This window comes from Paenibacillus alkalitolerans, from assembly GCF_016482785.1.
Classification (GTDB): domain Bacteria; phylum Bacillota; class Bacilli; order Paenibacillales; family YIM-B00363; genus Paenibacillus_AE; species Paenibacillus_AE alkalitolerans.
In genome coordinates, this window is the sequence record NZ_JAEMXM010000011.1 from 1 (window position 1) to 26,597 (window position 26,597).

Annotated in this window: 31 protein-coding genes, 1 pseudogene and 1 riboswitch; of the genes and pseudogenes, 20 read left to right on the forward strand and 12 right to left on the reverse strand. The window is 52.1% G+C overall.

The features are described from left to right. Positions 1–150 precede the first annotated feature (150 nt). Genes JET16_RS16950 through JET16_RS16960 form a run of 3 tightly spaced genes read right to left on the reverse strand, consistent with a single transcriptional unit; the run spans position 151 to position 3,250 of the window. Positions 151–1,236 carry a Gfo/Idh/MocA family protein gene (locus JET16_RS16950; RefSeq protein ID WP_199617730.1) on the reverse strand — a complete coding sequence of 362 codons (1,086 nt, stop codon included), beginning with the start codon at positions 1,234–1,236 and terminating at the stop codon, positions 151–153. A gap of 41 nt (positions 1,237–1,277) precedes the next feature. Then, the gene (locus JET16_RS16955; RefSeq protein ID WP_199617732.1) at positions 1,278–2,258 is read right to left on the reverse strand and encodes an AraC family transcriptional regulator; all 981 of its coding nucleotides are present in this window, start codon (positions 2,256–2,258) and stop codon (positions 1,278–1,280) included. After that, a complete protein-coding gene (locus JET16_RS16960; RefSeq protein ID WP_199617733.1) occupies positions 2,258–3,250 on the reverse strand; it encodes a Gfo/Idh/MocA family protein in 993 nt (330 codons plus the stop codon). The genes JET16_RS16955 and JET16_RS16960 overlap by 1 nt, the downstream gene beginning before the upstream one ends. Before the next feature lie 433 nt (positions 3,251–3,683). Here JET16_RS16960 and JET16_RS16965 point away from each other — a divergent pair, with 433 nt between their 5' ends. Beyond that, positions 3,684–3,977 carry a DUF1811 family protein gene (locus JET16_RS16965; protein ID WP_199617734.1) on the forward strand — a complete coding sequence of 98 codons (294 nt, stop codon included), beginning with the start codon at positions 3,684–3,686 and terminating at the stop codon, positions 3,975–3,977. 25 nt (positions 3,978–4,002) lie between these two features. On the opposite strand, the gene JET16_RS16970 is transcribed toward JET16_RS16965, so the two are convergent. Then, complete coding sequence (locus JET16_RS16970) at positions 4,003–4,674, reverse strand: PilZ domain-containing protein (RefSeq protein WP_199617736.1); 672 nt, start codon at positions 4,672–4,674, stop codon at positions 4,003–4,005. Positions 4,675–4,740: 66 nt separating this feature from the next. Then, positions 4,741–4,824: riboswitch (cyclic di-GMP riboswitch) on the reverse strand. 118 nt (positions 4,825–4,942) lie between these two features. Here JET16_RS16970 and JET16_RS16975 point away from each other — a divergent pair. Further along, on the forward strand, positions 4,943–5,383 hold the full coding sequence (locus JET16_RS16975; RefSeq protein WP_199617738.1) for a GNAT family N-acetyltransferase: 441 nt from the start codon (positions 4,943–4,945) through the stop codon (positions 5,381–5,383). Between the two features lie 50 nt (positions 5,384–5,433). Here JET16_RS16975 and JET16_RS16980 read toward each other — a convergent pair whose 3' ends face one another. The 3 genes from JET16_RS16980 to JET16_RS31155 form a co-directional block, all read right to left on the reverse strand. Then, entirely contained in the window at positions 5,434–5,691 is a 258-nt protein-coding gene (locus tag JET16_RS16980; protein WP_233531774.1) for a DUF3892 domain-containing protein, read from the reverse strand. 73 nt (positions 5,692–5,764) lie between these two features. Next, a complete protein-coding gene (locus JET16_RS16985; RefSeq protein ID WP_199617740.1) occupies positions 5,765–6,508 on the reverse strand; it encodes an MBL fold metallo-hydrolase in 744 nt (247 codons plus the stop codon). Between the two features lie 109 nt (positions 6,509–6,617). Then, positions 6,618–6,785 (reverse strand): Spo0E family sporulation regulatory protein-aspartic acid phosphatase, encoded by a 168-nt coding sequence (locus tag JET16_RS31155; protein WP_199617742.1) that lies wholly within the window; start codon positions 6,783–6,785, stop codon positions 6,618–6,620. A 272-nt stretch (positions 6,786–7,057) separates the two neighbouring features. Between JET16_RS31155 and JET16_RS16995 the strand changes: the two genes are divergently transcribed. Continuing rightward, on the forward strand, positions 7,058–7,669 hold the full coding sequence (locus tag JET16_RS16995; protein ID WP_199617744.1) for a stalk domain-containing protein: 612 nt from the start codon (positions 7,058–7,060) through the stop codon (positions 7,667–7,669). 62 nt (positions 7,670–7,731) lie between these two features. Continuing rightward, complete coding sequence (locus JET16_RS17000; RefSeq protein ID WP_199617745.1) at positions 7,732–8,019, forward strand: DUF1292 domain-containing protein; 288 nt, start codon at positions 7,732–7,734, stop codon at positions 8,017–8,019. Between the two features lie 49 nt (positions 8,020–8,068). Here the strand turns inward: JET16_RS17000 and JET16_RS17005 are convergent, their stop codons facing one another. Beyond that, complete coding sequence (locus tag JET16_RS17005) at positions 8,069–8,488, reverse strand: DUF1885 family protein (protein WP_199617746.1); 420 nt, start codon at positions 8,486–8,488, stop codon at positions 8,069–8,071. Between the two features lie 290 nt (positions 8,489–8,778). Here JET16_RS17005 and JET16_RS17010 point away from each other — a divergent pair, with 290 nt between their 5' ends. Beyond that, entirely contained in the window at positions 8,779–9,069 is a 291-nt protein-coding gene (locus tag JET16_RS17010; protein WP_199617747.1) for a DUF3055 domain-containing protein, read from the forward strand. A gap of 82 nt (positions 9,070–9,151) precedes the next feature. Here the strand turns inward: JET16_RS17010 and JET16_RS17015 are convergent, their stop codons facing one another. Continuing rightward, the gene (locus JET16_RS17015; protein WP_199617748.1) at positions 9,152–10,624 is read right to left on the reverse strand and encodes an aminotransferase class I/II-fold pyridoxal phosphate-dependent enzyme; all 1,473 of its coding nucleotides are present in this window, start codon (positions 10,622–10,624) and stop codon (positions 9,152–9,154) included. 181 nt (positions 10,625–10,805) lie between these two features. On the opposite strand from JET16_RS17015, the gene JET16_RS17020 reads away from it, so the two are divergent. Genes JET16_RS17020 through JET16_RS17030 form a run of 3 tightly spaced genes read left to right on the forward strand, consistent with a single transcriptional unit; the run spans position 10,806 to position 14,316 of the window. Further along, entirely contained in the window at positions 10,806–12,059 is a 1,254-nt protein-coding gene (locus tag JET16_RS17020; RefSeq protein WP_233531775.1) for an MFS transporter, read from the forward strand. A 57-nt stretch (positions 12,060–12,116) separates the two neighbouring features. Further along, a complete protein-coding gene (locus JET16_RS17025) occupies positions 12,117–13,304 on the forward strand; it encodes an MFS transporter (protein ID WP_199617750.1) in 1,188 nt (395 codons plus the stop codon). 7 nt (positions 13,305–13,311) lie between these two features. Beyond that, positions 13,312–14,316: a ThiF family adenylyltransferase gene (locus tag JET16_RS17030; RefSeq protein ID WP_325176713.1), complete on the forward strand. Its 1,005-nt coding sequence runs from the start codon at positions 13,312–13,314 to the stop codon at positions 14,314–14,316. Positions 14,317–14,328: 12 nt separating this feature from the next. On the opposite strand, the gene JET16_RS17035 is transcribed toward JET16_RS17030, so the two are convergent. After that, a complete protein-coding gene (locus JET16_RS17035; RefSeq protein WP_199617752.1) occupies positions 14,329–14,964 on the reverse strand; it encodes a YktB family protein in 636 nt (211 codons plus the stop codon). A gap of 23 nt (positions 14,965–14,987) precedes the next feature. Continuing rightward, positions 14,988–15,121, reverse strand: a pseudogene (locus JET16_RS30195) (response regulator transcription factor); the annotation flags it as partial. 164 nt (positions 15,122–15,285) lie between these two features. Between JET16_RS30195 and JET16_RS17045 the strand changes: the two are divergent. From JET16_RS17045 to JET16_RS17055, 3 genes are all read left to right on the forward strand, one after another. Further along, positions 15,286–15,882 carry a hypothetical protein gene (locus JET16_RS17045; RefSeq protein WP_199617754.1) on the forward strand — a complete coding sequence of 199 codons (597 nt, stop codon included), beginning with the start codon at positions 15,286–15,288 and terminating at the stop codon, positions 15,880–15,882. A gap of 198 nt (positions 15,883–16,080) precedes the next feature. Further along, entirely contained in the window at positions 16,081–17,487 is a 1,407-nt protein-coding gene (gene gndA / locus JET16_RS17050; RefSeq protein ID WP_199617756.1) for an NADP-dependent phosphogluconate dehydrogenase, read from the forward strand. Between the two features lie 125 nt (positions 17,488–17,612). Next, complete coding sequence (locus tag JET16_RS17055) at positions 17,613–18,122, forward strand: shikimate kinase (RefSeq protein ID WP_233531776.1); 510 nt, start codon at positions 17,613–17,615, stop codon at positions 18,120–18,122. 8 nt (positions 18,123–18,130) lie between these two features. Here JET16_RS17055 and JET16_RS17060 read toward each other — a convergent pair whose 3' ends face one another. Next, positions 18,131–18,433 carry a rhodanese-like domain-containing protein gene (locus tag JET16_RS17060; RefSeq protein WP_199617758.1) on the reverse strand — a complete coding sequence of 101 codons (303 nt, stop codon included), beginning with the start codon at positions 18,431–18,433 and terminating at the stop codon, positions 18,131–18,133. An 84-nt stretch (positions 18,434–18,517) separates the two neighbouring features. Here JET16_RS17060 and JET16_RS17065 point away from each other — a divergent pair, with 84 nt between their 5' ends. The 9 genes from JET16_RS17065 (at position 18,518) to JET16_RS17105 (ending at position 26,565) form a co-directional block, all read left to right on the forward strand. After that, positions 18,518–18,898: a fluoride efflux transporter FluC gene (locus tag JET16_RS17065; protein ID WP_199617760.1), complete on the forward strand. Its 381-nt coding sequence runs from the start codon at positions 18,518–18,520 to the stop codon at positions 18,896–18,898. Then, entirely contained in the window at positions 18,895–19,281 is a 387-nt protein-coding gene (locus JET16_RS17070) for a fluoride efflux transporter FluC (RefSeq protein WP_199617761.1), read from the forward strand. The genes JET16_RS17065 and JET16_RS17070 overlap by 4 nt, the downstream gene beginning before the upstream one ends. Before the next feature lie 19 nt (positions 19,282–19,300). Further along, a complete protein-coding gene (aroA, locus tag JET16_RS17075) occupies positions 19,301–20,590 on the forward strand; it encodes a 3-phosphoshikimate 1-carboxyvinyltransferase (RefSeq protein WP_199617763.1) in 1,290 nt (429 codons plus the stop codon). Between the two features lie 27 nt (positions 20,591–20,617). Beyond that, entirely contained in the window at positions 20,618–21,040 is a 423-nt protein-coding gene (locus tag JET16_RS17080) for a CoA-binding protein (RefSeq protein WP_199617765.1), read from the forward strand. A 129-nt stretch (positions 21,041–21,169) separates the two neighbouring features. Next, positions 21,170–21,718 (forward strand): hypothetical protein, encoded by a 549-nt coding sequence (locus tag JET16_RS17085; protein ID WP_199617767.1) that lies wholly within the window; start codon positions 21,170–21,172, stop codon positions 21,716–21,718. Positions 21,719–21,829: 111 nt separating this feature from the next. Continuing rightward, a complete protein-coding gene (locus tag JET16_RS17090; protein ID WP_199617769.1) occupies positions 21,830–23,716 on the forward strand; it encodes a glucose PTS transporter subunit IIA in 1,887 nt (628 codons plus the stop codon). Next, positions 23,700–25,451 (forward strand): phosphoenolpyruvate--protein phosphotransferase, encoded by a 1,752-nt coding sequence (gene ptsP / locus JET16_RS17095; protein ID WP_199617771.1) that lies wholly within the window; start codon positions 23,700–23,702, stop codon positions 25,449–25,451. Before JET16_RS17090 ends, ptsP begins: the two co-directional genes overlap by 17 nt. Positions 25,452–25,504: 53 nt before the next feature. Continuing rightward, a complete protein-coding gene (locus tag JET16_RS17100; RefSeq protein ID WP_199617774.1) occupies positions 25,505–26,038 on the forward strand; it encodes a type 1 glutamine amidotransferase domain-containing protein in 534 nt (177 codons plus the stop codon). A 110-nt stretch (positions 26,039–26,148) separates the two neighbouring features. Then, on the forward strand, positions 26,149–26,565 hold the full coding sequence (locus tag JET16_RS17105; protein WP_199617776.1) for a hypothetical protein: 417 nt from the start codon (positions 26,149–26,151) through the stop codon (positions 26,563–26,565). Positions 26,566–26,597: the final 32 nt, after the last annotated feature.

A 26,597-nucleotide genomic window follows, 5' to 3' on the forward strand; every position in this document is an offset into this window, starting at 1 on the left:
GGAATGCAATGGTTGTTCTCAAGTTTCGCATCCGGTTTTCAAGGTGCAAGCGTTACGTCTTCGGTGAATACCGGAGGCGTTTTTCATTATGTGGAAAAATCCCTCTACAGGCGCTAGGGGCCGTCCCTCAGGACGGCCCCGTCTGCAACCTTACAATTCAGGCAGCTCGATATCCACTTCACGCTTCAGCTCGGCGGAACGAAGAACTCCGTCGATAATCGCCTGATTGATAAGAATTTGTTCGCCGGGAATCGGTGCGGGCCGGTTGTGGCGAACCGCATCGACGAAGTCGCGAACTTTCTCGTTAAACAAGTGGATTTGATGGTCATGCAGCGGTATTTTGCTTTCCGTATGGTGTCCCATAACGTCGTGGAACAACGTTACGCTTCCCACGCGACCATCCCACACGCCGCTCCACGGACCGCTGCCGGCGGGATTGATTTTAAGCCCCGCGTCGGTGCCGAGGAACATGGTCGAACCGAGCGTATCCATATGCATGGCCCATGAAATTTTATAATTAAGCACGATATCTCCCTCAAGCCGGATCATGGCGACGCCGAAATCTTCCACATCGAACCGTTCGGCCTCCCGGTGATATTTCGGATTCGTACCGAAATAATTGGATGTGTACGCCGAGACGGTCAACGGTTTCGGATAACCCAAAGCGTTAAGTGCCATATCCAACGAATAGCAGCCGATATCGGCCATCGCTCCGGCGCCCGCCAGCTCTTTCCGTATGAATGTGCCTCCCGGCATGCCGCGCCGGCGTCCACCGCCCGTTTCCACAAAGTAGACCTTCCCGAGCTGCCCGGACTGAACGATATCGTTGACGATCTTCATGTTAGGGTCGTATCTCGGTTGAAATCCGATCGAGAGCATGGTGCCGGTGTTCTTTGCGGTTTGCACCATGTCGACCGCCTCTTCCAACGTGACGGACATGGGCTTCTCCAATAAAACGGGCTTTCCAGCCCGCAGGGCGTCGACGGTCGTTTGGTAGTGCGCCATATTCGGCGTACAAATGCTGACTCCGTCCAAATCCAACTCCAGCAATTTGCGGTGGTCGTCAAACGCGGCAGCGCCTTGCAAACCTTCCTTTTGTATGAACGCTTCCGCTTTGCCGGGGATAACATCGGCAACCGCGGCAATCTCCGCGTCTTCCAACGCGCGGTAGCCTCGAGCGTGCGCGGACGCAATGCCTCCGCCTCCGATAATGCCGAATCGCAATTTACGGGACAAGCTGCTCATCCTTTCCTTCAATGGTTCAAGAAAACCTTCCGCTAATCGCGGTCTGGCTTCTTTGTGTCTGCCTCGAAAGAGGTTTTCTTGTACTCTCCGGGAGTCATGCCGAATCTCTTCTTAAATACATAGAACAAATAATTGGTGTTCGTAAACCCGTGATTCGCGGCGATTTGCTCAACGGTCATCCCTGAGTTTCGAAGCTGATTGCACACATGGGACAGCCGGACGGACTCGAGATATTCGCTGAATGAGCTTTGCCCGTGTTCGCGAAAAATTCGCTGCAATTGTCTGCCGCTCACTTGAACCCGATCAGCAACCTCTTCAAGAGTAAGTGGTCCGGCATAGTTGTCTTGAATATATTGCGCGGCCAACTGATACCGGTGCCTGCTCATGTCTCTGGCCGGCAGCGGAGCAGCCGTCGTTTTATTACGATAAGCGCGGACGGATCTGAGCAATATTTGAATGATTGAATGCTTCACCGTAGAGTGGAAGTAAGGATCGTTCTCATACCAAGCCCGGTAAGCCGTCAAAAACCATGCCATCGCATTCCACTGATCGGCGGCTGGGCGCACGGGCAAGCTTTGCAGCGCTTCCACGCACGCACCGGCCTCTTCATTTTCCCTTACCGATCCCCAAGCATCGTCTGTTGCAAACTCTGAAATGCCAGGAGCATCATTCAGTTTGACGATATCGATATGCAAACAAAGCTCCCACATCGGATCCGCCGAATCGGATTCCTGATAATGCAGAACGTCCGGGGCCGTTACGTAAAACATCCCTTCCTCCAACGAAAACTCCCCGTGCTGAAACACGACTTTGCCTTTACCCCTGGGGATAAAATGAAACTCGTATTCGGAATGCTTGTGAAAAGGGATGACATGCGACGGGGGAAAGGAGATCAAATGACATCGCAGGACGCGAAACCCAAACCGCCCCCATCTGAAGCCGATGTCCAATCCGTCGAGCGCATGCGGACGTTCTTTCATCATGGCATACGGAAACGGTTTGATGCCTCGCATTATTTCTCCAAAGACTCCAATGCAACGGCGCAGCCCGATTTAGCCGACAGATCGGATGCTTCCATCAGCTTGGTCAAATCTATGGCCAAATTAATATTTTCCGCAGCGGTCGTATTGTTCTTGATGTGATACACCCATTGCTCGAACGCGCTCGGCACATTCGCCGGAATCGATTGGCCGGTCCAGCTTTCCTCGCCTCTTGCATTCGTTCTAAGAAGCAGCTGGCGTTCCGGCGTTCCGTACAGCAGTGTGCCTTCCTTCCCGTGAATTTCAATGGAGAAAGGCGAATGGCTGTTTACAAATCCAGCTTCCACAATACCTAAAGCGCCGGAAGCGTATTTCAATACGGATACCGCGTTATCTTCCACTTCTTTCCTTGTTACGTAGCCGTAGTGTGCGCTAACGCTTTCTGGCATTCCCAAGAATAATCGGGTAAGGTACATCGGATGGCACCCGAGGTCGATCAACGCACCGCCCAGGCATTGTTCCAAATTGAAGAAATGTGCCGGAAGCCAGCCGGCGGTTGCGCCGTTATGGGACAGCCGCACGCGAACGAGCGTAAGTTCGCCGAGCAGCTCCTGTTCCAATATGTTTTGTATAGCAATCGTGTATCCGTCATTAAGCCTTGGAAGAGAAACCGTCAATTTTACTCCTGCGGCATCAACCGCGGACAATATTTCGTTCACTTCTTTGAGCGTAGGAGCCAATACCTTTTCCGTGAAGATGTGTTTGCCCGCTTGAGCCGCTTTAACCATCACATCGCGGTGCATGTTGGTCGGCGTATCTACGATGACGGCATCGATATGAGCCTGTGCAAGCAGTTCGTCGAGCGATTCGTAGAAAGCAACGCCGCGTTTCTCCGCTTCTTTCCTTCCGCGTTCCGGAATCTCGTCCCATATCGCGACAATTTCAGTATCACGATGCTCCGTCGCCTGCCTTGCGTAATCGCCTGCATGGACGTGCCAAAAGCTCAGCATTGCCACTTTAATCATTTCCCGTGACGCTCCCTTCGAACTATGAAATAACGACGTTAATTCAATACGTAATAAAAATATCATGAATAAACCCGAAATAATATTACATTATCATGACAACATGACTATAATTTTACGACAGTTTTCTTAAATGTCCCATTCAGCGCACGTTACTCGAGTCAATAAAATCTTTACATTCGGGTTCCGCTTTGGCTGAACAATCGGCAAACGCGAATGTAGAAACGTCCGCATCTTTAATGTACTTCGATAGAAGTTTTTCTTAACGCCAGAATTTATAAGTTTTCTGCTACAACATGAAACGAGTAAATTCTATACCAAGAAAAACTTCCTCTACATCGCGGTCGCTCATCCTTGAGTGTACTTCGATAGAAGTTTTTCTTATTATATAATTATGATCATCAAAATACGAAGGAGGCGCGGCAAACAGAGAATGATAAGAAGATATAGCGAATGGCCGCCGGAACAACTGACGGAAGAGCTGGAGCGTCTGCAACGCGAAATGGCTGACGCGCAAACGCCGGTTGAAACAGAAGTGTTGCGGCAAAAATATTACATGGCGAAAGCGTATTTATTGAAAGACCGGCCGTTTCCGAAAGGGTTATACCGCGTGGAAGGCCGCGAGGAAACGTTCACGCTCGAACGTCTCAACGGAATTATGGCGTGGGGGAAATGGGAAAACGGGGAAGAAGGCGCCGTTCCGATTTCCGCGTTAGTAAGCAAATAGGAAAAATGGCGCCCATAACGCTCGGCTACAAAGCCGCCTCTTCTCTACGTTGCTTTGCGCGCGCTTCAATCTGCGTTCTTATGATAAATCCTCGCAGACTGGTTTGCTGCTCTGCGGGCACGTCAAGGAATTTGGCCCCGACGTATGCTCCCCGTTCGGCTGCTTGTTTGCGGGAGATCTCGATTTTACAGCGAAGCCCTCCGATGATGGCAAGCTCCGCTTCGGCGATCATCGCCGCGCGGAGCGGCGTTTCGTCGGCGACGATGAAGCCGATGCCTCCAATACTGATATTGCTGATATGTATCGGCAGCGGTTCGTTCAGCTTTTGCCCGGAGCCGCCAGCCCATCCGAGGGAATGAATGATGCCGCCGGATTGCAAATCGATGCGGGGATGTGAGCGCCGCTGGATTAAACGCTGGTTTTCCGGAGGATTTAAGATCATGATTACGTCTATGTCTATAGCGATGACGGAAGAAGGAAGAATCAAAAAACCGTTGGAGGAATAAACGGTGACCTTGACTTCGTCGCCCGGTTTATAGTATTTCGCTTGCGATAATTCGATTTCGATAATGTCGCCCTCTATGAAAGTTACGATACCCGTAGATACGAAATCTTTACGTTCGACGGACACTCTGCTGCCAATGGCTACGGAGTTTTTATGATGGTGGGATATGTCCTCGTTTCGCAATAACGCCATGCCGTTTCCCTCCGGATGTAAATAAATAACGTCCGCCGAAAGCGGACGTCTAAGCACGTCTCTCTTATCGGCAACCCGGCTGCCATAGCATGATGCTTTAGGCCCGCGGCTTTGCGTCTCTACCTTTCGATAGATTTGCCTTGATACGATGATTTATTATATCATTAAGTTTATTTTTTCTTATTATATTCGATATAGGAAAAAGGTTGCAATATAAGAAACCGTAATCGAGATTTTCTTTTATGAAATAGTTCTGGAGGCCTAAACAATGAAAAAGATCCGAATTTCCTCTCAAGAAATGCTGCAAGAAGCGTTTCGAATCCGTATGGAGGTATTTGTCGACGAGCAGCAAGTACCGGAAGATTTGGAGATGGACGAGTACGACGTATCGCCGGAATCGGCTCGACATATGCTCCTGATATCGGAAGAAGGCGTTCCGGCCGCTGCCGGCCGATTTATTGAATATAAACCGGATACCGCTAAGATGCAGCGCATTGCAGTTCGGGGCCGTTTCCGGGGGAAAGGAACGGGCCGCGAATTGATCGCTGCATTGGAGGAATGGGCAAAGGAAGAAGGGTACGCGTACAGTGTTCTGGATGCGCAGTGCCAAGCGGAGCCGTTTTATCAAAAGCTGGGTTACGAAACGGTGTCTGCCGAGACGTTCCTCGATGCCGGCATACCTCACGTTCGAATGATGAAGCCGCTGTAAAAAACCCGAGAGAATACTCTCGGGTCGTTTTACCTAAACTGACAAGTTTTCTAAAAAGTAGGCAAATTGTCAAGATTGTTGTCTTCTCTCCCGTCCGGGTCCGATCTGAGGTGTTCTTCGTTATCTCGGCCCCGGAAGACGTTTAAATTACGAATCTCATTATTTTTAACCATCGACTGCGCGGTCTTATAGTCAACAACTTTGCCGGAGGTTAACTTCAAGTCGACAATATCGCCGTCTCCGTTTTTTCTTACGGCCACGACTTCCTCTTGATTCTGGGTTCCTTGCTGGTATTGTTGTTCCATCATTTATCGCCTCCCATTTTATGTTGCGCTTGGAAGGTTGAAATTATTCATAACCGGCGCGGCCGTTACACGCTTTCTACGAAAACGTATATACTTTATGCTGTTCGATAAACCGCATCGGCCCCGTCTTACCGATCCATTGTTCCATATCATCCGAATAATGCATAAGGGAAATCCGCTCTTGGATGCGAGCGGGCAAGGTTAACAACTCATCAAGCGTTGCATGCACTTCGCCTTTGCCGTTCAATTGACAATCGTGCATAATGTGGCGGCATCGTCCTTCGTCCAACAGGCGGGTAAGAAGATCGGGATCGAAAACCAGGTCCGAACTGTAAAATAACACGTCATTCACGAGAACGCCGTAGCTCGGTCTGCCCGGAATATGCTTCGTGCGGATGAGTTCGACGGTAAAGCCTTCGGATACGCTGATCGGTGTGTGCGGTTCCAATCGGTGCACATCGAAATAATATTCTAAAGAATCAAACCCTGCGCTTGACTGTTCCATGCCTCCGCGAAGCGTCGAATTCCATAACGTATCGGCGATGCTGGAAGGAACGTAAAGGACGGGTTTCCGATTGTATACGTATTTCATTTGGAAAGCGAACTCTTCCAACCCTCCGACATGGTCTCCATGAATGTGCGTGATCAACACAGCGTCGATATCGGTAACTTTCATGTTCAGTTGGTGCAGCGCATAAGGGGCTGTAATTCCGCAATCGATCAGTAACCGAAATCCGCCGAGAGTCACTAATGCGTTATTATTGAAGTATCGTTTCGCAAACGCGCTGCCCGTGCCGATCATCTTCACTTCGACACTCACATGAATGCCCTCCTGCCTTAGTTGGTAGAAAAAAATGTAATAATAATTTATCATGATGCGTATAAAAATTAAAGTTTGGCATTATTGCAAAACAAAAAAACCGGCGTCGCTACGACTCCGGTTGGTGCTCGGTTAATAAACGGACAATGACTTGATCGAGTCTTTGACTTACAGCGAGAACGTCAGGGTGGCAAAAATCGTATTTATATCTTTCTGCAGTATTCTCCAGAAGTTTTTTTAATTTTAACATTTCCTCTTCTATCCGAGAGTTTCTCATTTCTTTCTTCCTTTACCGTGCAAGCAGATTTCGATATGTTAATATTATCCTATAGTGGGCTATAACGGAACTGTGATCGATACGCGTGAATTTTTATTTACATTTCAATTAATATGTGGTATGTATTCTCCAAATTTCACTTTAAATAGGAATTTATTTCCTACCAAAGGCGCTTTAAAAAAGTTTTTCTTATGAAGTGTCTCCGAATGACCGCAACTCTTCCACTATTAAAGAGTATAATGTGTCGGAGACAACTTTTGGAGGGAATTTCTATGAACATCCGCAAATTGCTGTTGTGCGCGCTTGCGTTATCGGTGATAGGCGGCGCCTCCGCAGGCGCCAATGAAGCATACCAGTCGTTGAAGGCAAAGAAAGTGCGTATGACCGTCAACGGACAGGAATTGAGCGGAGGAGCGCTGCTGTCGATCGACGGAAAGACGTACGTTCCGCTTCGATCGGTTTCCGATACGTTGCAAGCTCTTATCAAATCCGATTCGGCTTCGGAGTCCATACATATCTACAAACCGAACGTTCACTTGCTGCTGTTTACCGGCGATAAGAACGGGATGCTTGCGTTCGGCAAGGTGAACAAAAGAGGAGTATATGAATTCAATGTGCAGGCGCAAGTGGACAATTTGCAAACGAAAGCCCACTCCATTAAGACGACGGTCGTCGATCCGGACGGACAGACGGTAGAAACCCAAGTATACAAGCTTTTGGACGGCGACGTGCGCGACGGTGTATTCTGGTACACGACATCTCCAATACGGCTTGATTTCAAATTATCCGGGCAATATAAAGTGAAGTTTTATATCAAACAGGCGGAAGACAGCGAATTTGAGTTGGTTTCCGAGAAGGCGATTATATCCGCTCTGAATAATTAACGCCGAAATTGGGATACTCAAGTGGTACCCAAATTCCAAATGGCGAAATGAGGTCGAAACTGATGGCGGAACATGAGCGCGATGAGGCCGGCGAGCAAGAAGAAGCGGTCTACCTCGTGAAAGATGAAGAAGGTGTGGAGCGGGAGCTCGTTCCTGTCTATACGTTCGACTATGGCGACAACGAATATGTTGTGCTCGTCGATCGGAACGATGCGGAAGCGGACGGATTAATTTTGCGGATCGATCAGGATGGGGAAGAGTTGGTTCTGGCCAACATAGAAGATGAGGAAGAATGGAACACGGTTGTTGAAATATACAACAGTATCCTTGAAGATAACGCGCAAGCTTGACTTATACGAGGAGAGCCGCGAACGGCTGACGTTCGCGGCTCTATTTCGTTCACTTTCGCGGGTTGAAGTACATGATTCGTCCGTTAAACAGATGGGTTTCCGCTTTTAAATGACGTCCTAGATATTTGCAAAACTCGTTCGCTTTCGCTTTATCGCCGTGCGTGCTGCCGTCCGGGAGGACGATTTGGACGAAGTGCCGCTCCACGCCGTCCTTCTCCTGCTTGCCGACGCCAAAGACGATATACTTGTATAGATCGTTCATGCCCTTAAGGTAAAACCATACTCCGTCGCCCTCGGGCTTCTCTTCGACCGTATACGGGAAAGCCGCATCCGCATAATTCCAATCCAACTGCTTTCCGGTTTGCCCGACTTGTTCGCGGTAACGGCTCAAATGCTGCTTCAACTCATCAAGCGTTAACGAAGGAACGGCCGAACCTTCAACAAAATAAAGAAAAGCGCTCTGACTCATATGTAACACCTACTTTGCTTGCATTGATCCTGCATTAGTCCCGTAACCGGTATTATTAATCCACGTATCATATTATCATGCTTTAGGGAGCGGTTACAACGGTGCGGCGGGCATACCCTGCAAATGCGCCGGCCGGCCGATAAGTGTTGCGCGTCCGGACGATTTTCCGTATAGTATAAGTACTTCTAGCCATCCGGAATAAATCGTTCCCTTTGCCGAAAGATTTGCAAAGACAAGAGGCAACCGGAGGTTGTCCGCGAAAATAACAGTCGAAGCAAGGAGGATAACCCATGTTTGAACGATTGTACGACGTTTCCGAGAGCACCACAGTCGAATTTTTCGGTTATGTTTCCGAACGGGCCCGCTACGATTTTGCGATCGTGCACACAGACAGCTTCTTCGGAAAACCGTTGGTGGTATGCATGCAGACTGGCCGGTCTTCTCTCCTGTGTGCGGACGATGCGGCAAACACCGAGTACTTGCAGAAATTATACGGAATCGATACGATCGAAGAGGCCCAAGAGTTATCCGTCATTATGCAGCAGCGGCTTCCTTTCTTGGAGACGAAAGAACAGTATTGAAATTGCAATATAAGAAAAACTTCCGACAAACCGCAAACAAAGCCGTTCCATTCGCATTATGCGAAGGAACGGCTTTGAGTATTTATGCGGTAATGGCGCGTTCTTCCACGATCACTTTCACGTTGCGCAGCGACTTGTCTTCAGGTCCCTGCACCGGCAATCCGATCTCAATGTGCTCGATAATGTAATCGATATTTTCCTGAGAAATGACTTCTCCGGGAAGAAGAATCGGAATACCCGGTGGGTACACCATGATGAACTCGGCTATGATTCGTCCGTCCGCCTCAGCAAGCGGAACGGATTCCGTCAGCGCGTAGAAGGCGTCGCGGGGAGAAAGCGCAAGCGTCGGGATGCTCGGATTTTTCACCGTCACATTGTTCATCTCTTCCGCGCCGGTTTCCGAGCCGGCAACGGCTGCCAAAGCATTGATCAGCCGTTCGATCGTCTCGTCCGAGTCGCCGGGGGTAACGATACACAGAATGTTGTACATATCGCTTAATTCCACTTCGATGTTAAAGCGTTCCCTAAGAACGCGTTCCATGTCGTATCCGGTTATGCCCAATCGGCGAACATGGATGGTGAGTTTCGTAGGATCGTAATCGTACGTCGCTTCCGATCCTAAAATATCGTCACCGAAACAATACAATCTGGGGATCGAATTAATTCGTTCCCTGGCGGCTTGGGCAAGCCGGACAGCCCTAGCCGCCATGTCGCGGCCGTTCAGAGCCAAGTTCCGGCGGGCCGTGTCAAGCGAAGCGAGCAGCAAATAAGACGTCGACGTCGTCGTTAGCATCGAAAGAATCGCTTGCACCCGAGTCGGATTTACTCTGCGACCCTTGACGTTCAACACGGAGCTTTGCGTCAAGGAGCCGCCGAGTTTATGCACGCTGGTGGCGGCCATGTCAGCTCCGGCTTGCATGGCCGACAGAGGAAGCTCGTCGTGGAACTGTATATGCACGCCGTGGGCTTCGTCCACAAGAACGGGAATATCGTATGAGTGGGCAAGCTCTACGATTTCGCGAAGATTTGCGCTAATACCGAAGTAAGTCGGGTTAATGACGAGAACGGCTTTCGCATCCGGATGCAGATCGAGCGCCTTGCGCACCGAACGCGTCGTCACTCCGTGCGCGATACCCAATTGTTCATCCATCGCCGGGGAGAGAAACACTGGACGGGCGCCCGCAAATATGATCGCCGACATGACGGATTTGTGCACGTTCCGCGGAACGATGATTTTCTCGCCGGGGCCGCAGACCGACATGATCATCGCTTGGATCGCTCCGCTCGTTCCTTGCACGGAAAAGAACGTATAGTCGGCGCCGAACGCTTCCGCCGCAAGCGCTTGGGCTTCGGCAATCGCTCCGGCCGGTTGATGCAGGTCGTCCAAGGGAGCGATATTGATCAAATCGATCGAAAGGGCGTTGCCGCCGATGAACGACCTGAATTCGTCGTCCATGCCCGCTCCTTTCTTATGACCGGGAATGTGAAATTGGAGAGGGTTGCGCGCGGCGTGCGCCTTCAACGCGTCGAACAGCGGAGTGCGAGATTGATCCATAAGATCTTCGCCCCTTTCGATAACCGTGATGAATATGTAGACACAATAGGTTTGAGTATAGCAAAAATAACGGAAGTTTCAACTGCATTTTACGCAATTCGAATATAGTGTTGCTAATATTGGTGAAAATAATCGACAGAACCTGTACATACCGCCATGACGGAAGGGAATGGGCTGTCTCATGCACACTCGGAAGATGCACGGTTTTTGGACTCCGTTCGTTTTTCAATTGCTGTTCATCATGTTCTTTGTCGAATTCGTGAAGGGGGCGCTGCTCGTATCGGTGCTTCCCCTATATTTGCGCGCGTCGCTCGGACTTTCGGTGTTTGCGCTCGGTTGGGCGTTTGCGCTGCAATACATAGGAGACAACGTATTTCGCGGGCCGGTCGGTTGGCTCATCGATACGGTCGGTTACAGGTGGACGGTCGTTGCCGGGATCGGAACGACATTGGCGGCCGTCGCGCTGTTCGCTTTTACCCGGCAGCCCGGTTGGGCTGTTCTTGGCTGTTTTTTGCTCGGGGCGGGAACCTCCCCGCTGTGGCCGAGCGTTGTGACCGGGACGACCGAAGTGGCGGGAGAGAAAGCGAGCGGAACGATCATGAGCGTCGTGTATATCGCTTGGATGGCGGGGACGGGCGCCGGGCCCACGTTAATTAATTTTTTTGTCGACGATCGAAATTTTACGGTGCCGTTCCGCATCTTATTGATTATTACCGTTCTCGTCTTTGCGGTCAGCATGTTTTTGCCCGGGCGAAACGCGAACCGCGCGAAAGCGGGGGCGGGGGAAAATCAGGGCGACGGCCGCACAGGTCGACAGCACGGTATCGGCTTGTTAGAGCGGATTAAAAATTACGTCTCCGACGTCTTCGGATCGCTGCGCGTGAACAAGCTGTTGTACCCGGCGATGTTTTTGCAGACGTTCGCGCTCGGTGTGTTGACGCCGATCGTCACATTATACGCGAGGGAAGATTTAAAGCTCAGCTCGAACGAGTACAGCTTGTTCCTCATTATCGGCGGGGCGGCCACGCTTGTGTTTCTTTATCCTGTCGGGAAGCTGACGGACAAGTGGGGGACGCGGTGGTTTTTGCACATCGGCATTCCGTCGGCCGCGGCCGCGACCGCATCGTTTGCATTCGTACATAACCGTCCCGCCTTATACGCAGCCGTTATCGCGGTCGGATTCAGTTATGCGCTCGTCATCCCCGCATGGAACGCGCTCGTAGCTTCCGCCATTCCAAAGCGGAAGCGGGGGGCGGTGTGGGGTTTTTTCCTGACGATTGAAGGAGCCGGTTTCGTAGTCGGACCCGTGCTCTCCGGCATGCTGTGGGATGCGGTCAGCCACGGATCGCCGTTCCTGTTGAGCGGAGCCGTCCTCATTGCGTTATTTGTTCTCCATTTGTTCATTTCCTTACGAAAATCGGATATGGTAACATAGGGATTATTTATACCATATAACGCAGTTATTTTTCGGCATAATTTTGGAGGGCTTCGTTTGGACAAGCGGCTGTCAGTCATTCTCGTCATGCTCGTTACGATTTTTCTCGGTTTCGGAATCATCATCCCGGTTTTGCCGGAGATGATCGTCGGTTCGGGGGCGGAACGGTTTCATCTATATGTCATGCTCGCCGTGTATTCGGCCGTGTCGTTCGTTTTCTCGCCGTTCTGGGGAGCGTTGTCGGATCGGATCGGCAGAAGGCCTGTGCTGCTGCTTGGAATTGCCGGCTTCAGCGTCAGCTTTCTGCTCTTCGGCTTATCGTCCGGCAATTTATGGCTCATGTACGCTTCGCGCATTCTCGGCGGTTTGTTTTCCGGGGCGACGACATCTTGCGCCGTCGCTTACGTAGCCGACATTACATCTGAAGAACGCCGCACGAGATCGATGGGGCTTGTAGGCATGTCCATCGGGCTTGGTTTTATTTTCGGGCCGGGCATCGGAGGGCTGCTAAGCGCATTCGGGACGGCGGTTCCGTTCTTCGTCGCGTCCGGTGTGGCGCTTATCAATTTCGCGTTTGCGATTGTATCGCTTCCGGAATCGGTTCCGGCGGAGCTTAGAAGACATAATGCGCAGCAGGCGAGAGCATCTCGATGGACCGCTTTCCGCGGACCGATACGGTACTTGTTTATTTTAGCGTTCGTTATGACGTTTACGCTTGCCGGCTTGGAATCGGTGCTGCAATATTTCAGCATCGAACGGTTCGACGCAACGCCGCGGCAATTCGGCTATATGCTCTTGATCAGCGGCATCGTCGGCGCGTTGGTGCAGGGCGGCTTCGTCCGGCGGTACGCGAAGAAAGGCACGGAAACGGCATTGATCCGTTTGGGACTTGTCATATCGGCGCTCGGATTCGTTTTGCTGCTCTTTTCGCGCGATTTCTGGACCTCATCTCTTTATTTATCGGTATTTGCCGTCGGCAACGCGCTCATTCGGCCGTGCGTGACGTCTTTGATCACCCAAACGACGACGACAGGGCAAGGCTTGACGAACGGTCTCAGCTCGTCCATGGACAGCCTGGGCCGCATTGCCGGCCCGCTCATCGCCGGGGGATTGTTCGAAGTGGCAGCCGCATTGCCGTTCTTCCTGGGGGCTGTAATGTCGCTTGGAGCGGTGCTGCTGCTTCAACGGTTTTTGACGCTAATAAAAGATAAAGCAAGAGTTACTCACGGTATCGGAAAGGCGTGATCGGGACGTGGACAGATATTCGAGACAAATGTTGTTCTCCCCGATCGGCAATGAGGGTCAGCAATCATTGCGTTCTTCGTCGGCTCTTATCGTTGGCGTCGGGGCTCTCGGCAACGCGATCGCCAATCATCTGGCCCGTGCGGGTGCAGGCACGCTCAGGCTTGTCGATCGCGACTACGTAGAGTGGAGCAATCTCGGACGGCAATCGCTGTTCGACGAACGCGATGCGAGGGCTGCGCTGCCGAAAGCGGTTGCTGCGGAGCGGAAGCTGTCCGCAATCAACTCAGAAGTTCATATTGAGGCGGTTGTCGCCGATGCGACCGCGCTGACGATATCGGATCTAATTGACGGCATGGACATCGTTCTCGACGGCACCGACAATTTCGCTTCCAGATATTTGTTGAACGACACTTGCTTTAAACATGGCGTTCCGTTCGTATACGGCGGCGCCGTCGCGTCGCGGGGAATGAGCGCGCCGTTCGTTCCCGGCGAAACGCCTTGCCTGCGCTGCATGCTTCCGGACGCTTCGGGAGGCGCAACGTGCGATACGGCGGGAGTCATCTCGCCGATCGTCGATCTCGTCGCCGCGTATCAATCGGCGGAAGCGCTCAAATGGCTTTCGGGCCGCCGGGAATCGATGCGCCGCTCACTTGTTACCGTCGACATATGGGCCGGGTCATATTACGAAGTCAAATTCGGATCCCCGCGCGAATCGTGCCCGGTTTGCGGGAAAGGCGAGTTTCCGGCGCTTGAAGCGGCTGTAGGGGAAGAAGCCGTCTCGTTATGCGGGAGAGAGACGGTGCAAATAAGCGGAGGGGCGCCGCTGCCATTGGAGGAATGGGAGGGACGGCTTAGTCCGGTGGCGAGCGTATCCCGAAACCCGTTCCTGCTTCGGGCGGAGCTTTCGTCGGGAGAACGGCTCGTGCTGTTCCCCGACGGCCGGGTGCTCGTGCAAGGAACGACGGACCCGGTGCGGGCGAAATCGTTGTACTCGCGCTATATCGGGAATTAGATGGCGATTAGATCAAGGGTTGGCGCCTAAACTCAGCTTGTATATCGGCATTAACGTTTCGAACGTGTCCATTGCGACCTTAGTAAATGTATTCCCGTCCTTCAAAATCGGATCAGCGGGCGCTATATGCCGGCCAATGAGCAGTTCGGCTTTTTTCACGTCCCGGAAACGTTCAATCGACTTCACCAATCCTTCTTCGCCCAAACGTTCCATCGAAACGGCATCCTTCTTCATATGGTCGAACGATAACACGAAATCCGGCGGTATCGTCTTTGCAACGGTGTCTATTTCATCTAGAAACCGGTTTGCGATGTTCACCTTGTCAGGCAATTCGTAAATAAAAGCCAACCAGACGAATACATGATCGTCGAACAATCCGATTTGAAAATGCGGATGCTGTTTATATCCCCGTTTATTCGCGGCTATCGCCAGCCAAGTGTCTTTCGGCGGGTTCACCGACCGCCGGGCGTGTTTGGCGATATGCAAACACATCTCGCTTCCCGCCGGTACGGCAAGGCCGTTCGCGACGGTTTCGCCGATAGCCTTGAATTTAGGCTGGATCCGTTCCCGGATCGCGGCCATCCTCTCTTCAAGCCCTTGAATGTGAAATACGTCAAAATCCTCGGAAGTAAAACCATTGAAAGCCAATTCTTAATGCCCCTCTCATAATGTTACGGTTTATGTTTCCAGTAGTGAATGGCGATTTGTGTCCGGTCCCTTAACCCCAGCTTTTGTAGTTTTTTACGGTTCCTTCGCTTAGAAACAATTCGCCTGCGATTTCTTTGTTGGTCAAGCCATCGGGGATTCGGCACCGCCGCGCTTCGCCCCGAGCAAGAGAATGCCTTGGGGTAAAAATGTTCCATAATCCAAGTTGCGCATTCATATAAATCAGTATACTATAAGGTAAAGGCATAAATTTTTTGAAAATTTCGTCTTTATCTTTACCGCGCAGCTTGGGAGGGGATTGCCGTGAATAAAAGCTACGAAGTGGAATATTGCAACTTAGATTTGCGGTTTGATCGCCGGACAATCCACAACTTTATTAAGTCTCTGATACAAGAAGGTTATTCGTTGTATTGGAGCGAGAACGACGCATACTTCATCGTATCGATTCGCGCCGCCCGCCGTTTAGTCAAATTAAAGTTCCAGCGCGTGGGAGAACGGTTTAAGATGGTGGGCAATTATTCGTTCCGCGACGAGAAACTTGTGGAAATCATGGAGAGGATGATCGGCGCGACCCGCGGCCATGCCGTTGTCAAGAGGTTTCGCGAAAGGCAAATCGTCATTGAGAACATTATGTTCGGTGAAATCATAAGAATGGTGGAAATATCGGGGGTGGAGCATAAAGTGTTGTTCCAACGCGAGCAAAACATAACTTTGGAGGATATTGCGAAGGCGTTCCGTTCCAAGAGAGCGGAGGAGCGGGTTCCGGTATTGCGCCTTGAAATCGACTACGAATTGGCGACGCTGTCGGAAGCAATGGCCGCCGGCGACGAGAAAGCCGCATTGGAAGCCAAAGGCCGGCTGGAGATTCTTCGTAAAGAAATGTTGTTGTTAGAGGCATGAGGTTATATCGGATACTTGGGGATCATTTATTCCTTTTGGATAAAGCAAAAAGTGCGCCGTTTCGACTCTAGTTATGGAGTGGGGCGGCGCTTGTTCATTTTTTGGAGGCGGTTAGTTGGAACTCCGGGCGCATTCGTGTAAAATGAATGAAGTGCGGTGCGTTGGTATGAACATTTTTTATACAAAGGATGATCTTCAATGGCAAAGCAGCAAATCGGGGTTGTCGGACTTGCCGTTATGGGCAAAAATTTGGCCCTCAACATGGAAAGCAAGGGCTTTTCCGTTTCGGTGTACAACCGTTCTCCGGAGAAGACGAAGGAATTAATGGAAGAAGCGCAAGGCAAAAACATGGCGGGCGCATATAGCGTTGAGGAGTTTGTTGAATCTCTCGAGCGTCCCCGGAAAATAATGATCATGGTGAAGGCGGGCGAACCGACCGACAAGACGATCGAGCAGCTTCTGCCCCACTTGGAAGAAGGGGACATCATCATCGACGGCGGCAACGCTTATTTCCCGGATACGCAGCGCCGCGAGAAGGAACTGGCCGCAAGAGGCATTCGGTTTATCGGAACGGGCGTGTCCGGCGGAGAAGAAGGGGCGTTGAAAGGTCCCGCCATCATGCCGGGAGGGCCGAAGGAAGGTTACGAGCTGGTAGGGCCGATTTTCGAAGCGATTTCCGCGCACGTCAACGGAGAGCCGTGCTGTACATATATCGGCCCGGGCGGCGCAGGCCATTATGTGAAGATGGTTCATAACGGCATCGAATACGGCGACATGCAGCTCATTTGCGAAGCGTACCATCTGCTGAAAGACGCCTTAGGACTGCGCGCTGACGAACTGCACTCTATTTTTGCGGAATGGAACCGGGGCGAGCTCGACAGCTATCTTATCGAAATTACTGCGGATATTTTCCTGAAGAACGATCCGGACACAGGCAAGCCGATGGTGGATGTAATTAAAGATACGGCAGGACAAAAGGGTACCGGCAAATGGACAAGCTCCAGCGCGTTGGACCTTGGAGTGCCGCTGTCGATCATTACGGAATCCGTATTCGCGCGGTTTATTTCGTCGATGAAGGAAGAGCGCGTGCAAGCGAGCAAGTTGCTCAAGGGGCCGGAGTCGAAGCCGCTGGACATGAATCGAGCCGAATTTGTGGAGCAGGTGCGCCGCGCGCTTTATGCAAGCAAGATTTGTTCCTATGCGCAAGGCTTCGCCCAAATGCGGGCCGCATCAGAACACTACGGGTGGAACTTGAAATACGGTGAAATCGCGAAAATTTTCCGCGGAGGCTGCATCATTCGGGCGCGTTTCCTGCAAAATATTACGGACGCCTACGAACGTAACCCCGGGCTTACGAACTTGCTTCTTGACTCATACTTCCGGAACGCGGTGGAAAATTATCAAGAGGCATGGAGGAACGTCGTTTCCGCAGCCGTGCAGCGGGGCATTCCGGTTCCGTCTTTCGCATCGGCCTTGGCGTATTACGACTCGTACCGTACGGAGCGTCTTCCGGCCAACCTGCTGCAGGCGCAGCGCGATTATTTCGGAGCGCATACGTTCGAACGCGTCGACAAAGAAGGCACGTTCCACTTCAATTGGATGTGATCCGCATACTCCCTTATCCAGCTTCTGGATAAGGTTTTTTTCTTTTACTTCATATTGTTCGGCTCTGAATGGCTGTGTTATGATGGGGAGAAAAAAAAGGGTGCCGGAAAAAGGAAGCGTTGCGATTGGTCACAAACATCATATTGGTCGGATTTATGGGAACGGGTAAATCAACGGTCGGGCAAGCGCTCTCGGAGCGGTTAGGATGGAAATTTGTCGATACGGACCGGCTTGTTGAGGAGAGGGAGAAACGTTCTATCGCTGAAATATTTGCTCGAGACGGAGAAGGTTATTTTAGGGATGCGGAGACTGCGGCAATACGGGAAGCGGCGGGCGGACACAAGCAAATTATTTCAACCGGAGGAGGCGCCGTCCTTCGGGAAGAGAACCGGAGACTGCTGCAGGAATGCGGGTTTGTCGTGGCATTGAAAGCACCGGCCGAAACCATTATCGAAAGGCTGCGCAAGGACACCGGCCGACCGCTGCTTAAAGGCGATAAAGAACGGGAAGTAAGGCGGTTGATGGAGAATCGGAAAACCGCCTACGACTTTGCCGACGTATCGATCGATACGTCGGTATGGAACGTTCGCCATGCGGTGGAACGCATTATCGCGGCGTCGAAAATCGGTATATAAAGTTTTACTTATAGCTTTTCCCAGGCAAGCATTCCGCCCGTCATATTTACAATGTTCGAATACCCGAGCGATTCTAAAAATCCATATGCTTTGCCGCTTCGATTGCCGCTGCGGCAAACCAATACGACTTCGCCTTCGCGCGGAATTTCGCCGTATCGCTCGGGCAATTCGCCGAGGACGACGTGTTTCGCTCCCGGAATCATTCCAGCCGCCACTTCTTCATCTTCGCGAACGTCGACGATGATCAGCGGGTCGCCTCGCTGCAGCCGTTCTTTGACGTCGGATGGTTGGATCGTGCGCATTTCGCTCATTGGATTCGCCCTTTCAGCCGATTTGTTCCTAATTATCTTACGCCGTCATTTCAACGGTTGTCAAACATTGGAGGGGTGAGCCCGATGCTTTGGTTCGCCGTCGCTTTGGGCGGCGCATTAGGCGCTTTGGCCCGGTGGAGTATCGCTTTGATTTTTCCGCCTTCTCCCGGTTTTATCACCGGTACGCTTGTATGCAATTTAGCCGGTTCCTATGCGCTCGGCCGGCTGCAGCGGAAGGCCGCCGGCGGGCGGTGGCCGGCATGGGCCGTTCATGGCATCGGAACAGGCATGTTGGGCGCATTTACGACGATGTCCGCATTCGGATGGGAAACGTGGACGCTGCTGTATGACCGGCGATGGGCAGAAGCTATCGTTTACGTTGTCGCAAGCGGAACGTTGGGCCCTCTGGCGGCGCATCTCGGCTTGAGTAAGCCCGGGACATCCCGTGAAAGCGAGGTGCGATGATGCAGCATTCGAATGTGACATGGATCGGCCCTTTTCTTGTAGCTCTGGGCGGTGCCGTTGGAGCGGTACTTCGATGGACCGCCTTGCGGTGCGGCAAACGGTATTGGCCGGAAAAACCGGTTCCGACGTTTCTGCTGAACTGTATCGGATCGCTGGCGCTCGGTTTTTTGTCGGCGGCCGGAGGACAAGACCCGCTGATGATTTTGGCGTTGGGAACCGGATTGCTGGGCGGATTTACAACTTTCTCGACGTTCGCAGTCGAATCCGTAATATTGAGCCGAAGCCGGCCGGGAGTCGCCGGCGGGATACTGTACGTCAGTTGTACATTAATCGCATCGGCGGTGCTGGCCGGGACCGGATGGTTATTGGGCAGATTTTTTTAGATCAGGAGGAGCCGTATTTATGGATGCCATTGTAAAACCTACACGAGCGCTTCGGGGTGAAATCCAAGCGTTGTCTTCGAAAAATTACACGACCCGTTATATGCTTGTCGCCGCTTTGGCGGAAGGAACGAGCACGATCCGATACCCGGCCCGCAGCGAAGACAGCGATGCGATGAGGCGCTGCATTCAAGACTTGGGCGCGGTGCTTAAGGAAGACGATGAGACGATGGAAATTACCGGCTTCGGCCGTAACCCGCGCAATCCGGGGCAGCTTAACGTAGGAAACGCGGGCGCCGTTCTTCGTTTCTTGCTGTCCGTCGCAGCCTTCTTGCCGAAAGTGACTTTCGTCAACGCATATCCTGATTCCTTGGGCAAAAGGCCGCACGACGACTTGATCGCGGCACTCGAATCGATGAATGTGAAAATCGATCATAACAACGGCAGATTGCCGATCACCGTATACGGCGGAAATCCGCAAGGAGGCGATATCCGTGTTTCAGGCAGCGTCTCTTCTCAATATTTGAGCTCTTTGTTGTTTATGACCCCTTTATTGAAAGAAGACAGCGAAATTACGGTGCTGCATGATTTAAAGTCGAAGATTGTCGTCGGCCAAACATTGGAAGTGCTTAGGGATGCAGGCATCGAGATCGAAGCAAGCGATGATTTGATGAGGTTCCGTATTCCCGGCAACCAACAATACCGCATCCGCGAATACGTCGTGCAGGGAGATTATCCGGGCTCGGCGGCCATACTTGCCGCGGCTGCGGTCACCGAATCCGACGTTGCGGTTCACCGGTTGTTGGAACACAGCAAACAAGGCGAAAGACAAGCGGTGGACGTGTTGAGGAGGATGGGAGCGCCATTAACGCATGAGAACGGTATCGTTCACGTCAAAGGCAACGGCAAGCTTCAAGCCGGCGCGTTCGACGGTGACGAATTTACGGATGCGGTTCTCGCCTGCGTGGCTGCCGCCGTTTTTGCGGAGGGCACATCAAGATTTTATAATGTGGAGAACTTAAGATATAAAGAATGCGACCGGATTACGGATTACCTTGCCGAGCTTAAGAAGGCGGGAGCGGATGTCGAGGAAACGCGCAGCGAAATCATCGTTCGCGGTAAACCGGAAGGAGTGCGCGGAGGAGCCGCGATCGACGCGCATTACGATCATCGCGTCATCATGGCGTTGACGATCGTCGGGCTGCGTTCGCAAGACGGTTTAATTATACGGGACGCCCATCATGTGGCGAAGTCGTATCCGCAATTTTTCGATCATCTTCGCGCGCTCGGCGCGAATGTAACTTTAGAGTAAAGCGATATAAATCTAGGAGGAGAGGCAATGGCGCACGAAAATCCGTCCCGCGACCAAATTAAGCAACTTCTTGAGAATGCGGGCAATATTGCGGTTGTCGGTCTGTCCGACAATCCGGACAAAACGTCCCATCAAGTCGCTCAAGCGATGCAAGCGCGAGGATACCGGATTATTCCGGTTAATCCGAACGCAGATACGATCCTCGGGGAGAAAAGCTATTCCAGCTTAACCGATATTCCCGAGCCCGTCGATATCGTCAATGTGTTCCGCCGTCCGGAGCATACGCCGCCGATCGCGGAGGAAGCCGTCGGCATCGGGGCGAAGACGCTCTGGCTGCAGCTCGGCATTGTGAATGAAGAGGCGGCGGACATTGCAAAAAAAGGCGGTCTGACCGTCATCATGGACCGCTGCATTAAGGTGGAAGACGCCGTACTGCGGCCGAAACGATAAAAGCAAATCGAAACCAAGCATCTTCCGTTCATAAATTGTTTTCACTCTAGACAAAATAAATGTGGCTTCATTTTAGCCCGCATCCGGGCGGAACATGAAGACAACTTTTATTCTAGAGGAGGAAACAGAGTGCCCAATCAATTCCAGCCTTCTTTCGGCCAGCCGGTTCAGTCGCAATACCGCGGTCTGCAGAAGACGTTCCAACCGAGCGGTACCGTTCAGTCGTTCTACAACACTCAGCGCGGAAGCAACCCGCAGCCGCAGAGCTATCACGGGCCAGGCTATGTAGGAAACCAACCTGACCATGACGTGGCTAAGCGCGCCGACAGCACTCGCCCGAGCAATTTCTCGACGGGTCGTGCGCAAAGATCAGCCGCGTTCGCCGGAGCTCAAGGCGTGAGCACGTTTGGCAACGTCCAAGGCGCGTTCAGCGGCGCAGGCGCTTCCATCAGCCAACAACGGGCAGGCGCATTCCAGTCGCGGGCGCCTCAAGCTCGTCCTAGCGCGTTCGCGGCGGGACGAGCTCAAGGTACTACTGGCGCGTTCAGTGGCGTCCAAGGCGCAGGAGCCTACGGCGGTGTTCAAGCCGGAGGCGTTCAGCCTGGCACCAATTTCGTTCCAGCCAACCAATTTACGAACCAATTTGCGGGACAATCTCAACAATTCCGCAACTTCTAAATCAAGGTTGGGGGAACAGACATGAATGGCGGACAATTCGTCCGCCATTTTTTCTTTTGACAATACATGCCCGGCGATTTACCATTATCGTTGTGGAAAGGGGGGCGGAGCATGAACTGGATGGGACTGCTGCAGCAGTTCGGACGATCGTTAATGATGCCTATGATCGCATTGCCGGCTGCCGCAATACTTATTCGACTCGGTTCCTTCGACTGGGAAGCGCTCGGGTGGGCGCAAACGGGACAGATGCTGACGTTTGCGGGCATGACCGTATTTATATATCTTCCTTATATATTTGCTGTTGGCGTTGCGCTCGGCTTGACCGAGAGCGCCGGGATCGCGGGTATGTCCGCGCTTGTCGGATATTTCGTGTACGATCGCGTCACTCAATTTTTTATCCCTCAAGGTTTCCAACTGGGAGTTACAAGCGGCATTGTAATCGGGTTGATGGCGGCCTTGTTGTACCATCGGGTGAAAGCCGTCCGATTCCCGGAATATATTCAATTTTTTGGCGGACCGCGATCCGTTTTATTATTTATGAGCTTTGCGTCGGTTTTATTTTCATTCATCATCGTCCAAGCCGGTCCGTACGTCCAAGCCGGCCTCGGCGAATTAAGCAGCATCGTGCTCGGTATGGGCGGTTTCGGGGCGTTTTTGTACGGCATGTTTCACCGGCTCCTTGTGCCCTCCGGCTTGCACTATATACTCAACAATATGGTCTGGTTCCAGACGGGTTCGTACGAGAGATTGGACGGCACGATCGTCACCGGCGATTTGCCGCGATTTTTTGCGGGAGATCCGACGGCAGGGGTATTTATGGCGGGATTGTACCCGACGATGATGTTTGCTCTTCCGGCGATCGCTTTCGCTATTATTCACGAAGCGCGCGAAGATTTGAAGCCGAAGGTCCGGGCAACGTTTCTTACCGCCGCTCTTTCCTCTTTCCTAACGGGGGTGACGGAGCCGATCGAATTTGCGTTTTTGTTCGTGGCACCTTATCTTTTCATCGTTCATGCGGTTTTATCGGGGATATCTATGTGGATTACGTATGAGCTTGACATTCATCACGGCTTCGCGTTTTCCGCTGGAGCCATCGATTATGTGATAAACGGACATTTGGCGACAAACGGTTGGATGCTGCTACCGCTAGGCGTTATTTACGGCACTGTGTATTATGTATTGTTTCGTTGGGCGATCCGAAAGTTTCGCATCCCGACGCCCGGAAGGGAAGAAGGCTCCGCGCTTGACGATTGGGCGGGTGACATTCCTTACCGCGCACCGCTCATTCTTGAGGCGCTCGGAGGGAAAGAGAACATCGTTCAGATCGAAGCGTGCATCACCAGATTAAGGCTCACGCTCGTGAACGATCGCGCGCTGGATTCGGCCGCTTTAAGGCATCTTGGAGCGGCGGGCGTCATCACGCTCGGCGGCGGGAACGTTCAGGTCGTGTTCGGCACGTTCTCCGAATTGATCCGTGAAGAAATTATGAAGGTCATCCGGAAAGACCCACGGGGTGTGTCGTTCAGTTCACCGGTCGCAGGCCGCATGATTCCGCTCGAGGATGTGCCGGACCCCGTATTTGCGGGGAAAATCGTCGGCAACGGCGTTGCGTTCATTCCCGAACGCGGAGAGCTGGCGGCTCCGGTCGGCGGGAAGGTGATGCATGTTTATCCGGCGATGCACGCGCTCGGTATCGTTACGGAAGACGGACTCGAAGTGCTGCTTCACATCGGAATCGATTCGTCGCAAATGCCGGGGAACGCATTCCATGCGCATGTGAAAGAGAATGACATAGTGAAGCAGGGTCAACTGTTGGTTACTTTCGACATCGGAAAAGTGCGGAAGCACGCAAAATCGCTTGCAACGCCGATGATCGTCACGAATCCGAACCGCGTGAAATCGTGGAGCTTCGCTCCTTGGGGAGCGGTGCGCAAAGGACAAGCTTCGGTAATGTCGGTAACGTTGAAGGAGGATGAACAGCATGTCCAGCGCTCGTAAGGTGACCGGGATCGGCGCTTCGGCCGGCATCGCCATAGGGAAAGCATTCGTATTGCCGAATTGGGAGTGGGATTTGCCGGAACATCGAATCGACGTGGAGGATCTCGCTGCCGAATTCGAACGGTTATATGAGGGGATCAGGCATTCCAAACAAGAAATTAAGCAAATTAAGCAGGAGATCTCAGGATATATCGGAGAATCCGAATCCACCATCTTCGACGCGCATCTGGCGATTTTGGACGATCCGGTGTTCATGAACGAGATCCAGGGCATCATCCAGCGACAATATAAAGCTGCGGAAGTTGCCGTTAAAGAAGTGACCGACAAATTCGTCAACATGTTCGATTTGCTTGACGACCAGTATATGAAAGAGCGCGCTCTTGATATAAAGGACGTCGGAAACCGGCTGTTGAAGCATTTGATCGGTTCTCCGGACGTCAAGCTTCCAACGGATAACCGCCCGTTCATCCTCGTTGCGAAAGAGGTTTCGCCTTCGCAGCTCGCGCATTTGAACCCGGCGAACGTGCTCGGAATCGTCATGATGGCGGGAGGAAGCACTTCCCATGCGGCCATCATGGCAAGGGCGATGAATATCCCTCTTGTCAGCGGGCTTGAAGGAAAATTGGTTGAAGCGGTGGAAACCGGGGATTTACTGATTATTGACGGCAAAGCCGGCGATGTTTACGTCAATCCTGACGAAGATATGATCGCCCGATACTCAAGCCTGCGCGAAAAGCAGATCGAAGCTCAGGCGCGGCTGCAAACATTGGCGGATATACCGGCGGTCACTACGGACGGTGTTCGTACAAATCTGTTCGTAAATATCGCGTCTCTTAAAGAATTGGAGAGCGCGCTTGCCGGCGGCGCGGAAGGGGTCGGTTTGTTCCGGACGGAGTTCATTTACATGGACAGGGAAACATATCCGACCGAGGAAGAGCAATTCCTCATTTACCGGCAAGCGGCGCAGATGCTTGACGGTAATCCGTTGACGATTCGTACGCTCGATGTCGGAGGCGACAAAAATTTGGATTACCTGGAGCTTCCGGAGGAAGAAAACCCCGTTCTCGGTTTGCGCTCAATCCGAATTTCGCTTGAGCAGCCGGAACCGTTCAAGACGCAGCTGAGAGCGATCTTGCGGGCAAGCGCATTCGGAACGGTGCGGGTCATGTTTCCGATGATATCCTCGGTGGAGCAATTTGCCGCGGCAAAGAGCGTGCTCGCGCAAGCAAAGGATGAGCTACGTGCGGCCGGGCATTCGTTTGACGAAAACATTCGCGTCGGGATGATGGTGGAGGTGCCGGCTGCCGCGGTGATCGCCGATATTTTGGCCGAAGAGGTCGATTTTTTCAGTATCGGAACAAACGATTTGATTCAATACGTGCTTGCGGCAGACCGGATGAACGAACATATCGCGCATCTGTACGAGCCGTTTCACCCGGCGGTAATTCGAATGCTCGAGCAAATCGTCAGCTGCGCGCAGCGGGCGGGCATCTCGGTTTCAGTCTGCGGAGAGATGGCCGGGGACCCGCTTGCATTGCCGATTTGGCTCGGATTGGGCGTGCGCGATTTGAGCATGGCGGGCGCTTTGATGCTTCCGTTAAAGAGCCGGATTATGCTGGCTTCTCACGCGCATTGCGTAAAACTGCTGCACACGATCATGAAGCTTCGATCATCGGACGCCATCCGCGATTCTCTTTCCGCATACGATCGTTCTCTTGACGAAAGATCGACATGAAACGGTTTCTCCGATACACTATTATTGCAGATTAAGAAAGGAGGCGGCATTCATTGCGCTTAACAGGAAAGAAAGTGCTGTGTTTGGTCGATGAAGAATTCGAAGATTTGGAGTTATGGTATCCTGTGTACCGTGTCCGCGAGGAAGGTGCTTCCGTCGTGTTCGCCGGACCGAAGAAACAGCATATATACTCTGGAAAATACGGGGTGCCGGCGCAGGCGGACATTACGTTTGCCGAGATGAACCCGGAGGAGTACGACGGAATTCTCGTCCCTGGCGGCTGGGCACCGGATAAATTGCGCAGATACCCGGAAGTGCTGCAAGCGGTTCGCCGTTTGAATGAACTGCGCCGGCCGATCGGTCAAATTTGCCATGCGGGCTGGGTGCTTATTTCGGCGAAAATATTGCAAGGCAAGAAAGTAACTTCCACGCCGGGAATAAGAGACGACATGGAGAATGCCGGCGCGGTCTGGCTCGATGAACCGGTGGTCGTTGACGGACACTTGATATCAAGCCGCAGACCTCCGGATTTGCCCGCATATGCGAAAGCGTTCTGCGACGCCTTGGCCGGACCGTCTGCAAAGTGACGGCTGCGTTACCAAGAACTGTCACGCTTGATCGGCAGGAGTTTTGTTTCTTCAAGGCGAATATACTCAGGAGTGAAGTCGGTTGGCTTTTGCTTTTGGGGGGATTCATTTTGGAGAAACGGTGTACATGCGGCAAAACGATGCAAATACGGTTACGAACGGTTATTTTCTCGGGCAAGGTAAAGATTGAGAACGTACCGGTCTATTCGTGCACAAGTTGTGAACGAAGCATCGTATACCCTGAAGTAAAACCGGAACTGACCGGACTGCTGAGAAGTTTGGGCGGCGAACCGGAGCGGCAGCAGCTGTTTTTTAACGAGATTAACGAACTGGCTCACCTTCTGTATGAAGTCACGAAGAAGGAGAAAAGCGGATTTTCAGTGGAGCAAATAATAGGAGAACGGATCAACGAACTGTTGGATTTGCTTTTACTCGCCCAATCTCTCCAAGATGAAGAATGGGCGGACAGCATCCGAATGCGGCTCTCGCAAATAACGAATGGGCAATTCGCTACATACTTGTCTTGAAGAAACCTCTTGCGAGGTTTTTTTTGTTGGAA

What these genes read in the sequence shown, in the direction of transcription:
- JET16_RS16955 (WP_199617732.1), bottom strand. Translation starts at nt 2,258, where the DNA reads ATGCGAGGCATCAAACCGTTTCCGTATGCCATGATGAAAGAACGTCCG.
- JET16_RS16960 (WP_199617733.1), bottom strand. Translation starts at nt 3,250, where the DNA reads ATGATTAAAGTGGCAATGCTGAGCTTTTGGCACGTCCATGCAGGCGAT.
- JET16_RS16965 (WP_199617734.1), top strand. Translation starts at nt 3,684, where the DNA reads ATGATAAGAAGATATAGCGAATGGCCGCCGGAACAACTGACGGAAGAG.
- JET16_RS16970 (WP_199617736.1), bottom strand. Translation starts at nt 4,674, where the DNA reads ATGGCGTTATTGCGAAACGAGGACATATCCCACCATCATAAAAACTCC.
- JET16_RS16975 (WP_199617738.1), top strand. Translation starts at nt 4,943, where the DNA reads ATGAAAAAGATCCGAATTTCCTCTCAAGAAATGCTGCAAGAAGCGTTT.
- JET16_RS16980 (WP_233531774.1), bottom strand. Translation starts at nt 5,691, where the DNA reads ATGATGGAACAACAATACCAGCAAGGAACCCAGAATCAAGAGGAAGTC.
- JET16_RS31155 (WP_199617742.1), bottom strand. Translation starts at nt 6,785, where the DNA reads ATGAGAAACTCTCGGATAGAAGAGGAAATGTTAAAATTAAAAAAACTT.
- JET16_RS16995 (WP_199617744.1), top strand. Translation starts at nt 7,058, where the DNA reads ATGAACATCCGCAAATTGCTGTTGTGCGCGCTTGCGTTATCGGTGATA.
- JET16_RS17000 (WP_199617745.1), top strand. Translation starts at nt 7,732, where the DNA reads ATGGCGGAACATGAGCGCGATGAGGCCGGCGAGCAAGAAGAAGCGGTC.
- JET16_RS17005 (WP_199617746.1), bottom strand. Translation starts at nt 8,488, where the DNA reads ATGAGTCAGAGCGCTTTTCTTTATTTTGTTGAAGGTTCGGCCGTTCCT.
- JET16_RS17010 (WP_199617747.1), top strand. Translation starts at nt 8,779, where the DNA reads ATGTTTGAACGATTGTACGACGTTTCCGAGAGCACCACAGTCGAATTT.
- JET16_RS17015 (WP_199617748.1), bottom strand. Translation starts at nt 10,624, where the DNA reads ATGGATCAATCTCGCACTCCGCTGTTCGACGCGTTGAAGGCGCACGCC.
- JET16_RS17020 (WP_233531775.1), top strand. Translation starts at nt 10,806, where the DNA reads ATGCACACTCGGAAGATGCACGGTTTTTGGACTCCGTTCGTTTTTCAA.
- gndA (WP_199617756.1), top strand. Translation starts at nt 16,081, where the DNA reads ATGGCAAAGCAGCAAATCGGGGTTGTCGGACTTGCCGTTATGGGCAAA.
- JET16_RS17060 (WP_199617758.1), bottom strand. Translation starts at nt 18,433, where the DNA reads ATGAGCGAAATGCGCACGATCCAACCATCCGACGTCAAAGAACGGCTG.
- JET16_RS17065 (WP_199617760.1), top strand. Translation starts at nt 18,518, where the DNA reads ATGCTTTGGTTCGCCGTCGCTTTGGGCGGCGCATTAGGCGCTTTGGCC.
- JET16_RS17070 (WP_199617761.1), top strand. Translation starts at nt 18,895, where the DNA reads ATGATGCAGCATTCGAATGTGACATGGATCGGCCCTTTTCTTGTAGCT.
- aroA (WP_199617763.1), top strand. Translation starts at nt 19,301, where the DNA reads ATGGATGCCATTGTAAAACCTACACGAGCGCTTCGGGGTGAAATCCAA.
- JET16_RS17080 (WP_199617765.1), top strand. Translation starts at nt 20,618, where the DNA reads ATGGCGCACGAAAATCCGTCCCGCGACCAAATTAAGCAACTTCTTGAG.
- JET16_RS17090 (WP_199617769.1), top strand. Translation starts at nt 21,830, where the DNA reads ATGAACTGGATGGGACTGCTGCAGCAGTTCGGACGATCGTTAATGATG.
- ptsP (WP_199617771.1), top strand. Translation starts at nt 23,700, where the DNA reads ATGTCCAGCGCTCGTAAGGTGACCGGGATCGGCGCTTCGGCCGGCATC.